The organism is Thermoanaerobacter kivui (genome assembly GCF_000763575.1).
GTDB lineage: Bacteria > Bacillota > Thermoanaerobacteria > Thermoanaerobacterales > Thermoanaerobacteraceae > Thermoanaerobacter > Thermoanaerobacter kivui.
On sequence record NZ_CP009170.1, the window covers coordinates 1,693,193 to 1,706,471 of the forward strand.

At 33.9% G+C, this 13,279-nt stretch carries 9 protein-coding genes, 6 pseudogenes and 1 riboswitch; of the genes and pseudogenes, 2 read left to right on the forward strand and 13 right to left on the reverse strand.

The genetic code is table 11. The features are described from left to right. Positions 1–42 precede the first annotated feature (42 nt). A riboswitch (Fluoride riboswitch) is annotated at positions 43–102 on the reverse strand. Positions 103–443: 341 nt separating this feature from the next. Beyond that, positions 444–635, reverse strand: coding sequence for a hypothetical protein (locus TKV_RS08610; RefSeq protein ID WP_049685588.1), 192 nt, complete (start codon positions 633–635; stop codon positions 444–446). A gap of 391 nt (positions 636–1,026) precedes the next feature. On the opposite strand from TKV_RS08610, the gene TKV_RS08615 reads away from it, so the two are divergent. Further along, positions 1,027–2,634: a peptidoglycan D,D-transpeptidase FtsI family protein gene (locus TKV_RS08615; RefSeq protein WP_394213820.1), complete on the forward strand. Its 1,608-nt coding sequence runs from the start codon at positions 1,027–1,029 to the stop codon at positions 2,632–2,634. 203 nt (positions 2,635–2,837) lie between these two features. Here the strand turns inward: TKV_RS08615 and TKV_RS13160 are convergent. Next, positions 2,838–3,005: pseudogene (locus tag TKV_RS13160) on the reverse strand (ABC transporter substrate-binding protein); the annotation flags it as partial. A gap of 317 nt (positions 3,006–3,322) precedes the next feature. Between TKV_RS13160 and TKV_RS08625 the strand changes: the two are divergent. Continuing rightward, on the forward strand, positions 3,323–3,916 hold the full coding sequence (locus TKV_RS08625; protein WP_236617234.1) for a transposase: 594 nt from the start codon (positions 3,323–3,325) through the stop codon (positions 3,914–3,916). An 80-nt stretch (positions 3,917–3,996) separates the two neighbouring features. Here TKV_RS08625 and TKV_RS08630 read toward each other — a convergent pair. The 11 genes and pseudogenes from TKV_RS08630 to TKV_RS08670 all read right to left on the reverse strand — a co-directional run. After that, a pseudogene (locus TKV_RS08630) lies at positions 3,997–4,431 on the reverse strand (ABC transporter substrate-binding protein); the annotation flags it as partial. 137 nt (positions 4,432–4,568) lie between these two features. Continuing rightward, positions 4,569–5,219: a fructose-6-phosphate aldolase gene (fsa, locus tag TKV_RS08635; protein WP_049685591.1), complete on the reverse strand. Its 651-nt coding sequence runs from the start codon at positions 5,217–5,219 to the stop codon at positions 4,569–4,571. Positions 5,220–5,342: 123 nt separating this feature from the next. Next, positions 5,343–6,650 (reverse strand): ATP-binding protein, encoded by a 1,308-nt coding sequence (locus TKV_RS08640; RefSeq protein WP_173402336.1) that lies wholly within the window; start codon positions 6,648–6,650, stop codon positions 5,343–5,345. Positions 6,651–6,905: 255 nt separating this feature from the next. After that, positions 6,906–7,895, reverse strand: a complete 990-nt coding sequence (galE, locus tag TKV_RS08645) for a UDP-glucose 4-epimerase GalE (RefSeq protein WP_049685592.1) — start codon at positions 7,893–7,895, stop codon at positions 6,906–6,908. 16 nt (positions 7,896–7,911) lie between these two features. Further along, a pseudogene (locus TKV_RS12475) lies at positions 7,912–8,168 on the reverse strand (galactokinase); the annotation flags it as partial. A gap of 242 nt (positions 8,169–8,410) precedes the next feature. Then, entirely contained in the window at positions 8,411–9,382 is a 972-nt protein-coding gene (gene gyaR / locus TKV_RS08650; RefSeq protein ID WP_049685593.1) for a glyoxylate reductase, read from the reverse strand. Positions 9,383–9,399: 17 nt separating this feature from the next. Next, positions 9,400–10,320, reverse strand: a complete 921-nt coding sequence (locus TKV_RS08655; protein ID WP_049685594.1) for an AEC family transporter — start codon at positions 10,318–10,320, stop codon at positions 9,400–9,402. Positions 10,321–10,422: 102 nt separating this feature from the next. Continuing rightward, positions 10,423–11,208 (reverse strand): annotated as a pseudogene (locus TKV_RS08660) (sugar phosphate isomerase/epimerase family protein); the annotation flags it as partial. After that, a pseudogene (locus TKV_RS12860) lies at positions 11,205–11,330 on the reverse strand (sugar phosphate isomerase/epimerase); the annotation flags it as partial. The pseudogenes TKV_RS12860 and TKV_RS08660, both read right to left, overlap by 4 nt. A gap of 1 nt (position 11,331) precedes the next feature. Then, positions 11,332–12,082: pseudogene (locus tag TKV_RS13600) on the reverse strand (Gfo/Idh/MocA family protein); the annotation flags it as partial. Positions 12,083–12,139: 57 nt separating this feature from the next. Beyond that, positions 12,140–13,132 (reverse strand): LacI family DNA-binding transcriptional regulator, encoded by a 993-nt coding sequence (locus TKV_RS08670; protein ID WP_049685595.1) that lies wholly within the window; start codon positions 13,130–13,132, stop codon positions 12,140–12,142. Positions 13,133–13,279: the final 147 nt, after the last annotated feature.

Sequence of the window (13,279 nt, forward strand, 5' to 3'; positions counted from 1 at the left end):
CCTCTCTTTTTTGTCAAATAAACAAAAATGGCCTCTACATTCAACAATGTAGAAGCCATTAGCCTTCACGGCAATAAGGTGAGCTTCATCACCGTTATTTAATTTTTTCTCTACAATATATTATACATTTTTTAAACAAATTACAAGTGAAAAGGCTACATATTAAAGACTCTTGTTTGGATTTATGATTTTTATACACTAAGTTTTTAATTATCTTTTCTGTATACCATTGCACCTATTCCAACTAAGGCAACGAGGCTTATACAAACTATTGCAGAAATAAAAATTGTATCCATTTTTACACCTCAAAAATAATATTTTTTAAAATTCAGGGTTTATTTTTTTTTAAATTTAGGATATAATATATTTAGCAAGGAATTGCAGGATTAATCGTCCGAATATATGGTGGGCTTTTTAAATAGATTATGTTGTAATAACATAATCTATTTTTTTGTTTCTGCAGAGTTATCTTTTATTTCTACTTCTAAACCACTTTTGAATTTCTCTGTAACATCGGCGTGTGTCCGAATTTTTGCTTGTATTTTATCACGGTTACAAACCACAAGTGCAACAATACCGACTATTGCGACGATAGTAGTACAAAATATGAGTATTAATTGTACTGCTTCGCCCATGCATTCACCTCCATTTTTACTCCTGCAATTCCTTGATGTTGGGGGGATGGAGGTGAATGCTTCAACATATTCGAACTTCCCCCACTTTACTTTACAGAATTATTATATCATAAATTTCCTTTTATATCTATAGCAAAAAAGTGCTCAATAGCGTCAAAAATCTGCAGTCTTCATCTAAAGTCAGTTTCCCGTAAGTTATGATAAAAAAACTACAAATTGCTTAGCATTTAATAAAGCTTAATCATTTTTATCTTTTTATCTAATCATACTACAAAATATCTATGGTATAATTATGGTGAAATAAACAAAATCTTTATAAAAAGGGGTTAGAATAAAATTGACATCATATGTAAAAAAACGAACCTTTATTATATTTATCTTTTTTACTATCATGATTTTCGCACTTATTGTAAGGCTTATATGGATACAGGGTATAAACTCTTCAAAACTTGCCATGGCAGTCGAAAGGCAAAGTACTGCTGATATCATATTAAAGCCTCAACGGGGCAATATTTATGATGTAAACGGGAATATCCTTGCCTGTAATGTTCCAGCAGGAGATGTATTTGCGGCTCCTAAATTTATAAAAAATCCAGAAAAAGCTTCAGAAGAACTCTATAAATACTTAAATATGGACAAAGACTCACTTTATAAAATCCTTTCAAATAAAAATTCAGAGTGGGCTGTGCTCGGTAGGTCTGTACCTCTTGACAACATAAATAAAATAAAAAGCCTTAACATACCAGGTATATATGTAGAAAATACTTTTACAAGAAGTTACCCATATGGTAAAATGCTGTCACAGGTATTAGGCTTTACAGGAATCGATGGTAACGGCTTATATGGTCTTGAATACTCTCTTGACAGATATTTAAGTGGCATACCCGGGCGTGAAATCTCTCTTGTGGATGCAGAAGGTAGAAAGGTAGGACTTCCAGACAAACTTCATAAACCTGTAAATGGAGATAATATTGTACTTACAATTGACTCGGTCATACAGGGTTACACTGAAAAAGCTATAGAAAAAGCATATGAAAAATATAAACCGGAAGATGGCATAACAGCAATAGTCATGAATCCAAAAACTGGTGAAATACTTGCCATGGCTAATTTGCCTGATTTTGATCCAAATAATCCGCAAGATGTGCCTTCACAAGAATATTGGTCAAATCCTGCAATATCAAGTATTTACGAACCCGGTTCGGTATTTAAAGTGATAACCGCTTCTGCAGCATTAGAATCAGCTGTAGTTACGCCAGACGAAAGATTCTATGACCCTGGATACTATGTAGTCTCCGGTAGAAAAATTAGAAGTTGGACAGTTTTAGGAGATATAACTTTTTCGCAAGCTATTGAAAAATCAAGTGATACAGTTTTTGTCCAAATAGTTGAAAGATTAGGCGTCGATGCTTTCTATAAATACATAAAAGCTTTTGGCTTTGGTTCCCGTACTGGAATTGAGCTTCCTGGCGAAGTCAGTGGAATGGTTTTGTCAAAATCAAAAATATATCCTGTCGACCTTGCTACTATGTCCTTTGGTCAAGGAATCGCTGTAACCCCCATTCAAATGATTACAGCTTTTTCCAGTGTAATAAACGGTGGCAACCTTATGGCTCCACATATTGTAAAATACATCGAAAACGGCGATAAAATAATTAAAGAATATAAGCCTCAAATAGTTAGACAGGTAATCTCTAAAGAAACTTCCGATACAATGAGATATATACTTGAAAAAACAGTAACAGAGGGTACCGGACGAGCAGCACAAGTGCCTGGATATACAGTAGGTGGTAAAACTGGTACAACTGAAAATTATGCTCCAGGAAAATACGTAGCATCATTTGCTGGATTTGCACCAGTTGAAAACCCCAAAATTGCGGTATTAGTTCTTGTTAAAAATCCAACGCAAAATGGTTATATGGGGGGAGAAGTAGCAGCACCAATAGCCCAAGAAATATTAAGAGACGCTCTTAGATATTACGACACAGTAAAAAAATAATAATACCAGTTTATTTAGCACACCAATAAAAAATACAATTGTAAAAAAGTTATATTAAATAATAGATTCAAAAACATTTTTTTCTTTGAAAGAAACTCTTTATTAAATGTGTCACATTATTAAAGGGATAAAGAAAGTATATGCCAATAAAAAGAAAGTGTCCAAGCCTCTCATCATCACAAGAAAAACCATAAATATACCCTTTACTGACTCACACTGTTTTTTATTTCCTCTGTTATATCAAAAGCATTTTTGTTATTCTTTATCCCTTCTTTTATTTTTTCTATCACTTTGTTGTTTATTTTTCTCCATCCATCAAATGGAGGGATGATATTTGTATAATTAGTAGCCAATTCAATTTTTTTTATTTTAACCCACATCCTTTCGCTTTGCTCAAGCACAAATTGTAATGAAAGTGTCCTATTGAGCGATATTTTTGATATAATTTCTTTAAAATATATAGATATACTACAAAGCACGGAGGAGGGAGTGGAATTATTTCTACCACTCATTGGACTCAAGTCCGCATTTTAACATGTGTAGAATATCTTCTCAAGCACAAATAAGTGTGACTTTGATCACGTACACTAATCATTGTATAAGCAATTCCTTAGTGTTTTTGTGCTGGATATTCAGTCAATGTCTATATATTTTAATTTTTATCTCTAGGGTTGATCAATCAGTCAAGATGAAGGTTTGCGGAAAACACTATGACTTTATCAATCTTTGTGTTTCTGATTTGGATAAAGCCATTTCTCAATTAGCCAAACCTTATCAAGACTTGATTGATATCTCTGTTACCCTACCTGGCATAACCGAAAAATCGGCAACTTATATCATCGCTGAAATCGGCACGGATATGACAGTTTTTAAATCTGACAAGCACCTTTGCTCTTGGGCTGGTCTTACTCCTCAAAACAACGAAAGTGCAGGTAAGAAAAAATCTGTCCATGTCTCAAGAGCAGGTGTTTACTTAAAACTTCTCTTAATACAGTGTGCCAATGCAGCAATTAGGGATAAAAAGAATCCTTATTTTAGGATTAAATATGAACGTATTAAAAAGCGCCGCGGTCATAAACGGGCAATTGTTGCTATTGCTCGTATGATCCTCACTTGTCTCTATCATATGCTTTTGAAAAGGGAACCTTTTAATCCTTCTGACTCCGATTACACTAATATGCCAGAAAAACTTTATCAAAAGCATAGGCAACAATATATTAAGAAAGCTATTAAACTTTTAGAAAAAGAAGGTTGTACTATTATCCCTCCAAAAATTACTTAAACATTATATGTTACCATTATTTGGCTTTGGGCAGCTTCATTTGGTGCCCTTTTTGTCATGCCCAAATTTAACTATTTTACTTTCACACTATCATCTTCTGCAACTACATCTTTTTTAACTGGTACATAACCTAATTCAATCACCTTTTGTTGGTCTTCTGTAAGAAACTTTATAAGCTCATACTCCATTTCAATCTTTTTTTCATTTTTTTGTTTTTTTATGCCATAGGCATATATTTTAGGTGATAATGTCAAAGGTATGCCACTTTCCCCTTCAGGATACATCGCTACATCAAACTCAAATAATTTTCCTTTTGACTGTAAATTTTTAAGCTGTGCTATTTTATAGCTTTCTTCTACTAATACTGCAGTGTTTTTAGCAATAATAAAGTCTTGCCACAATTTTTCTCTGTCTCCCTCAAGTGAAACAGGATTGACTACTTTATATTTCTTAAATAAATCCAAAACTTTTTGCACTCCTGAAACTGCTTGAGGACCAAAAAATGAATACTTTTTACAAATATAACAAAAAAGTAAAAGGCTTTTTCACACTAACCACCTCTTATTATCTATATTCTCAAAATCATTCTTAAATAACCTAAAAAAGCAGGATAGATTTTTTATATCTACCCTGCTTTCTTTCATGTTTTAAATCATATTTTAAGTCCTGCTTTTCTCCAGTCCTCTTTAAATCTCTCTATTCCCGCATCTGTAAGCGGATGTTTCACCATCTGCATAAGCACTTTGTAGGGAACTGTTGCTATATGAGCTCCTAACTTGGCAGCTTGCAAAACATGTATAGGATGTCTTACACTTGCAGTAATTATCTCTGTATCTATATCATAATTGTTAAATATTTGGACAATATCCTCAATAATCTGCAGGCCATCTGTATTTATATCATCAAGCCTACCTACAAAAGGACTTACATACGTCGCACCTGCTCGAGCTGCTAATAAGGCTTGATTTGCTGTAAATATTAACGTTACATTCGTTTTAATTCCTTCTTTTGAAAGAACATTTACTGCTTTCAACCCTTCAGCCGTCATAGGAATTTTTATTACTATATTTTTATGTATCTTTGCAAGCTCTCTTGCCTCTCTAATCATGCCCTCACTGTCATCACTTATAACTTCTGCACTTATAGGACCATCTACAATTTGAGTAATTTCTTTTACTACCTCAATAAAATCTCTTCCTTCTTTAGCAATAAGAGATGGGTTTGTAGTAACACCTGATATTACACCTAATGCATTAGCTTCTCTTATTTCGTCAACATTTGCAGTGTCAAGAAAAAATTTCATCATTTTATCCCTCCGTTATCGATTTGTTTATCTTTATTATTATATATCTAATCTTCAAAAATTAAAAGTCATGCTTTATATCTATGAAACTTAGCCTGCCTTTAAACAAATTTTTCAAAAAATTTAAACAATATTTTTGTAAACTTCATATCTCAAATTATCTATAAATTGCTTTGCACTTCTTGGCGATTTTCCGTTATGCCATATAGCCCATTTTAACGCTTTTTCTTTTAAAAGATTCCACTCTATTTCTATATTGTGTTTTTCAGCTAAACCCTTAACAATTTTTAGATACTCTTCTTGGCTGGGTGAAACAAAGGTAACAGTTATCCCAAACCTATCACTTAAAGAAAGTTTTTCTTCTCTTGCATCTGTATTGTGAAGTTCATTGTCATTTATATTCTCTGTAATAATATGCCTTCTGTTTGATGTTGCATAAATTATTACATTTGGCGGTAAAACTCCTACACCACCTTCCAATGCTGACTTGAGTTCTTTATAATTTACTTCACTTTCGTCAAAAGACAAATCGTCAAAAAATAATATAAATTTTACTCCTCTGTCTTTAATTAAGTCAATTATGTATGGCAAATCTTTTATGTCATTTTTATTAATTTCTATAATCCTCAAACCCTCTCTATAAAACTTATTGAGCAAAGCTTTAATAGTAGAGGATTTTCCAGTACCTTTATCGCCGTATAAAAGTACATTATTAGCAGAAAAATTTTTTAGAAAAGCTTGTGTATTTTCTATAACTATTTTGCGTTCTTCTTCATAGCCTATCAAATCATCAAAAGTTATAGGGTCAACATTTTCTATTCCCTTTAGCTGTCTTAACCCATTTTCTATAACCCAGCGAAAGGCTCTATATCTTCCAAAAATGCCACATCCATTTAAATGGTAATAATTTGCCAAATATCCGGCAATTTCACCCTTTTTTAGCTCCCATAATTTTTCTAATGGCAGTTTGTTATTATCGATTTCTTTAAAAAAAATATTATTAGCATATTTTTCAAAGTCAGGTAACTCAGTCTTTAATAAATTATTTGCAGTTTCCGCTATGTTTATATAAGAAAATTCCCTTAAAATTCCTATTTCTTTTTCGACAACTTCAATCATTAAATCACTTACTGCATCAAAACCGTATTTTTCTGAAATGCGGCTAAAAGGATTTTCATCATAGGCAATTTCCTCCGATAAAAAACTGCGCAAAACGTTTTTATGAATTCCCTTTTTAAAAGCATATTCGGTAATATCTTTGTAAAAGCTGCTGTATTCAGAATAAATAATTTCAGTAGAGGGTTTTTCCTTTAAAAGCCCATGTAAAATTTTAATTACTCTTTTTATCAGGCTATGATTGATAATATTCCTATAAATCACTATTTTATTTAACTCGCCTAACATATTTTTTAATTTTTCTTTATCTTTCAACTGCATCATCTCCTACACCCTAGTTTTGAAAAAAGCTCTACTTTATTTCTTTGTTTTATTAAATTATATCATAAAGATGTATTTTCTGAAATTTATGTTGCCATGTCCCTATCATTGCAATATCTAGTAAAGGTTGATGTACACTCTACCCTTTGTCAAACGGTTCTCACTGCCATACCTATAACAACACTTCATTGCTTAAATTTATCCTGTGCCTAGCGCACACAAAAAAGTTTTCCATTAAGATTTCTTCCTTTACTGCTTGTAAAAACCTTGTGGATGATTTTTGTGCCATTTCCATGCGCTTTCGATTATTTCTTCTAAAGAAGCATATTTTGGAGTCCATCCTAATTCTTTCATGATTTTTTCTGATGAAGCTACCAATACTGCGGGGTCTCCCGGACGGCGCCCGGTAACCTCTGCAGGAATAGGATGTCCTGTCACTTTTCTTGCAACTTCAATAACTTCTTTTACACTAAATCCTTCTCCATTTCCCAGGTTATAAATCGCACTTTCATTGTCTTTTCTTAATTTATCCAGTGCAAGTATGTGTGCATCGGCAAGGTCCATCACATGAATATAATCTCTTATACACGTTCCGTCCTTTGTAGGATAATCATCTCCGTAAATAATTATTTTTTCCCTTTTGCCAAGTGCAACCTGAAGTATAATCGGTATAAGATGCGTCTCCGGTGAATGGTCCTCTCCAATTTCGCCTGTTTCAATAGCTCCCGCAACATTGAAATAGCGCAAAGCGACATACTTGATTCCATAAGCATTGTCTGCCCATTTTAACATCTTTTCAACGGCAAGTTTTGTCTCACCATAAGGACTTGCGGGATTAGTTCTATCCTCCTCTTCTATTGGAATTCTCTCCGGCTCTCCGTATGTTGCAGCTGTTGAAGAAAATACAATTTTGTTGACATTGTACTTTTTCAACGCTTTTAAAAGGCTCAACGTCCCACACACATTGTTTTCATAATATTTAAATGGCTCATTTACACTTTCTCCGACAAGTGAAAATGCTGCAAAGTCGATTACTGCTTCAATTTCATTTTCTGTAAATACTTTGTCTAAAAAATCTTCATCTCTCAAATCCCCTATATACAGTTTCCCTCCTAAAACAGACTCTTTATGACCTGTGATAAGATTATCTACAACGACAACTTCTTCATTTCTCCTTAAAAGTGCTACAACAGTATGGCTTCCAATATAACCTGCCCCACCGCATACAAGAACCGCCATATTTTCTTCCTCCTTCAATGTTTAATTTCTCCTGCTCCTCACCTATTCCCGTTATATATACTGTTGGTGCGTAGCCTATTTTTTGAGTGTAATTACGGGTAACCACTTCTATAAATTCTTCTTTTACAATGCTTACAGTGCATCCACCAAAGCCCGCTCCAGTCATACGGACCCTATTACTCCCTTTAATTTTAACGCTTCTTCTACCAAAGTGTCCAATTCTTTTCCTGTAACTTCGTAATCATCTCTTAAAGAGTTATGAGATTCAACCATTTATATGTGTAATCGTATTATGAGGGATAAGCTCTCCATTCTCTAATCAGGTTGGTGAAGCAGAAACAGAGTATAAAAATATTTATGATTTTAAATATGAGGTTCAAGTATTAGATTTTAAAGAAATACGGAGGTAGAGAAAATGGGACTCCCGCAATGCACTTTGCGCATAAAAGCGGAAACTTACTAAATACTTTAGCTGAGTTTAAGGAATCCCCTACAAGAGGATTCATTAAGAATAATTATTTATTTAGTACTTCTTTATTGACAAGAGTGCGAGGCACTCTTCCTTCTATTATATCAATTATGTTTTGAGCCACAAGTATTGACATGTCCCTTCGCGCTTCTTCTGTTGCACTTCCTATATGAGGAAGCATTACGACATTGTCAAGCTGTGCTAATTCTTCTTCAAAGAGAGGCTCTCTTTCGTACACATCTAAACCTGCTGCATATATGTCCTTGTTTTTTAACGCTTTTACAAGGGCTTTTTCGTCTACAACAGGACCTCTTCCTGTATTTATCAATATGGCAGACTCTTTCATCAATTTTAATTCCCTTTCTCCAATCAAATGTCTCGTTTCAGGAGTTAATGGCACGTGTATGGAAACAAAATCAGATTCTTTTAACAAAGTATCCAAGTCTACATATTGCGCTCCTGTCTCTTCTTCAAACTCCTTCTTAGGACTTCGTGCAGTGTACAAAATCTTCATATCGAAGCCTTTTGCCATTTTAGCAAAAGCTTGTCCTATGCGGCCTGCACCTATTATTCCTAATGTCTTGCCTGTTACGCCTTTTCCTAAGAAAAGCATTGGCGCCCAACCTTGGAATTTTCCTGCTCTCATAAATTTATCAGATTCTACCACTCTTCTTGCAGTTGCAAAAAGAAGAGCCCAAGCCAGTTCCGCAGTAGCGTTTGTCAACACATCAGGAGTATTTGTTATGTACACTCCTCTTTTTGTAGCTTCTTCTAAATCTATATTGTCAAATCCTACAGCATAATTTGCAACAATTTTTACTTCTTTTGCAGCTTCAAAAAACTCTTTGTCTACTTTGTCTGTAAGCTGTGTGATTACAGCATTTTTGCCCTGTACTTTTTTAAGTAACTCTTCTTTTGTAAGCATTCTGTCGTAAGGGCTTACTTCTACCTCGCAATACTTTCTCAAAAGATTAAGTCCCTCTTCAGGAATAGCTCTTGTCACAAAGACTTTAAACATTTGTATCACTCCTCCAATTAAAATATGTTAATCAATACCAAAAATATTGGTATTGTCAAAAACGAAATCAAGTTTGTAACAAACACCCCTGCAGAAGCAAAACTATTTTTTTCGCTCATTTGCCTCGCAACAATGGCTACTGTCATCATCGTTGGCATTGCTGCCTCTAAAGCTGCAACCTTTTTGGCATCAAGGGGTAAATTTAAAAAGTACACAATCCCAAAAGCTATTAAAGGAGACAAAATGAGCTTTATTATTGCTGCAAGATAAACAAAATAGTCTATATTGCTTTTTTTGATTATATACATGTTCATCCCTATAAACATTATAGCCAGAGGAATAGTTACACTGCCTATCATTTGTGCACTTTTCAGTATTGCATCTGGTATTTTGATTCTTGATATCACTATTAAAAAACTCAAAGCAAGAGAAACAAAAGAAGGATTTAGAAGTTTTTTGAAACCATTCATATCAAAAGATTTTTCTTCAGACAAAATCCAAACTCCTAAAGTCCAAAATAAAGCTGTGTGCCCTAAATCGTAAAGGACAACATAAGGTATACTTTTATCTCCAAATAAGGCAATGTTTATGGGAAGCCCTAAAAATAAAGTATTGCTAAAAGAGGAGAGGGCATATAATGCATTTTTCTTTTCTTCTGGAGCTTTAAGTAATTTAAAAAAAGCCATTGAAACTAATAATGTCAAAACTAACGTGGAGGCGCTTACAAAAGGCAGTATGTAAGCAGTTCTAAGTAGTGCTGGCGTATAATTAGAATACATGTTGTGAAAGATAAGTAAAGGTGTTGTAACTAAAATGATTAAATCCGCCAGCATTTTAAAATGTTCTTGCTTAACTAATTTTATATAGGTGATATAATATCCTACTGCCATTACAATAAAAATCTCTACAAGTATCTCTGCCATTTTTGATATGACCATTTTGTTCCACCTCAATTGCCCTTACTTTTGATTATACCATAAATTTTAACTTTATATAAATAAAAGCAAAAGCTCAACCGCTGTGGTTGAGCTCATTTATTTCTACTTTACAAATTGGCTTAAATGTTTTAATCCTAAAAGAAGCCCTTCTTTTACTTTTTCTTCACTGCCTTCATATAGAGGGCCTTCATGTTCTATGCTTATTACCCCATCATATCCGTTGTCTTTTAACACCTTTATAAACTTGCCCCAATCTACATTTCCCATACCTGGCATTCGGTATCTCCAGTATCCAAATTCGCCATGCGTTCCTGTGTAAAGCTGTCTGTTGAAAACTCCATATCGCTTAAATTTATCCTCAAACACTTCTGTGTCTTTTGCGTGTACATGAAATATTCTATCTTTAAACTCTGGTATCACATCTATATAGTCTATAAACTGCCAAACAAGATGGGAAGGGTCAAGATTTAGACCAAAGTTTTTAGAAGGTATCCTTCTAAACATCTCCTCCCAAAGCTCTGGTGTAAAAGATATGGTTCCTGGAAGGCCAGGTACCTGCCATCCTTCCATAGGGCAATTTTCGATTATAATTTTTATTCCTTTGTCTTCCGCATAGCTTACTATATCGGTAAAAACTCTTTCAAATTCATCAAAATTGTCTTTGATGCTTTTTTCAATGTTCCTGCCTACAAAAGTCCCCACCATGTCAGTCCCAAGCATTTTAGCTACATCAATGCACTTTTTTAAGTGATTGTTTATAAACTTTCTCTTTTCTGGGTCTCTATCAAGGTGGTTGTCATAATATGCAAGAGATGAAATTGTGAGCCCGTACTCCTTAAAATATTTTTTTATTTCTTCCGCCTCTTCAGGTGTGAGATTTTCTACATCACTTCCTCAAGATTGTTTTTCAATAAATCTATTCCTACATGACTACCAGCAGCTTTTAATCCTAATTTATCAAGCGTTTTTCTTAATTCTGATGCTTTTAAACCGCCATATCCTGCAAACTTAGAAAGATTCATTTGTAAACCTATTATTTAATCCTATCATAAACTTCCTTTTGTATTTATTTTTTGATTCAATGACCTCATAAGCTTCCTTTGCATTTAGAGTTATAGGTTTTTCACAATGCACATGAATTCCCTTTTCCATCGCTTTTATAGAAATAGGTGCATGTAAATAATTAGGAGTACATACGCTTATAAGGTCTAGTTTTTCTTTTTCAAACATTTCTTCATAATCTGTATAAACGTGAGGTATATTGTACTTTTCCGCTAATCTTTTTGCAGCCTCTATATCCGGATCAGATATGGCTACAATTTCAAGGCGACGTATAGCATGAGCCTTAGCAAAATATATTTCCCCTAGTTCACCATTTTGACAAACTTTATGTAAATATTGAGAATCTGGTCTAAATCGATTTTGATACCCTATAGTGAGTTTCTTACCTGTTTTCTTATATGCTTCCACCATCTTCTGGCATCTGCAGCAGTCTTAGCCATAGGCTTCTCACACATTACATGTTTTCCTGCATAAAGAGCATCAACAGTTATGTCTGCATGAGACTTGTTGGGAGTGCAAACATGAACCACATCTATCGTTTTATCTTCAAGAAGTTTTTTGTAATCCGTATATACTTTCGCGTCTTTTGTACCATATTCTTTTGCCGCTTTTTGAGCCCTCTCTTCTATGATGTCACAAAAGGCCACCATTTTAACATTGTCTAGTTTTTAATTCCTACTCTAAGTTTCTCTTTTACCATAAAAATTCCTCCCCTAATTATATTTAAATTTGTATTTTTAAGACAAAACTTTATTCTTTATTTTACTGTCGACTCTCTTATTATTAACTCATGCTCTAAAAAAATCCTCTGTGGTTCTTCTAATTTGCCACTCATGTGTTTTATCAGTAGTTCCATAGCAACACATCCTAAATCGTATTTTGGCTGTGAAATAGTTGTAAGCATAGGGTCATACATAGAAGCAAAGCTTATATCATCAAAGCCTACAACCGCTATATCCTCAGGGACTTTAAGCCCTTCTTCCTTTATCGCTCTTATAGCTCCAATAGCCATGATGTCAGAGATTGCAAATATGGCAGTAGGCCTTTCTTCCACCACCAAAAGCTGTTTCGCTGCTCTTACTCCGCTTTTAAAGCTGTAATCTCCGTATTTTATAAGCTTTTCGTCAAATTCTATCCCTGAATCTTCAAGAGCTTTTTTATAACCCGCTTCCCTCTGCTTTGTAGATACAAAGTTATTTTCACAGCTTATCATTCCTATTCTTTTATGTCCCAATCCTATCAAGTGCTTTACTGCTTTGTAAGCTGCAGAAAAGTTGTCTATAGATACATATGAAACACCAGCTCCTTCTATGTATTCACAGCACTGAACGACAGGATAATTTTCTCCTATCAAAGTCAATTCTTCCTTACTCATTGTAGGCGCCATAAAAATAACGCCATCCGCTAATCTGTTTTTTAAAATTTCAAGATATACCTTTTCTCTGTTAATATCAGAATCAGTATTGCAAAGCATTACATTGTAACCATTTTTATGGGCTACATCTTCTATTCCTTTTACAACCCTTGCATAAAAAGGATTTGACACATTAGGCATCAAAGCCAATATCATTTTCGTTTCAGAACGTCTTAAATTTCTTCCAAGGAGATTTGGATGATAATTTAATTCTTTTATCGCTTTTAATACTCTTTCCTTTGTTTCTTCAGACACCGAGTCACGGCCATTTAAAACTCTTGATACTGTTGCAACAGAGACTCCCGCTCTTTTAGCAACTTCTCTAATATTAGCCATTGTAACCTCCTGTGTAACAGATTACATAATATTTTTCCTTGATTTTCAGAGACATAGCTAACAAAATGTGTAACGCATTACATTTACTATTATACCTCTAAATTAAAAAAAAAATCAATAGCAACAAATAAATTTTCATACTTTTAC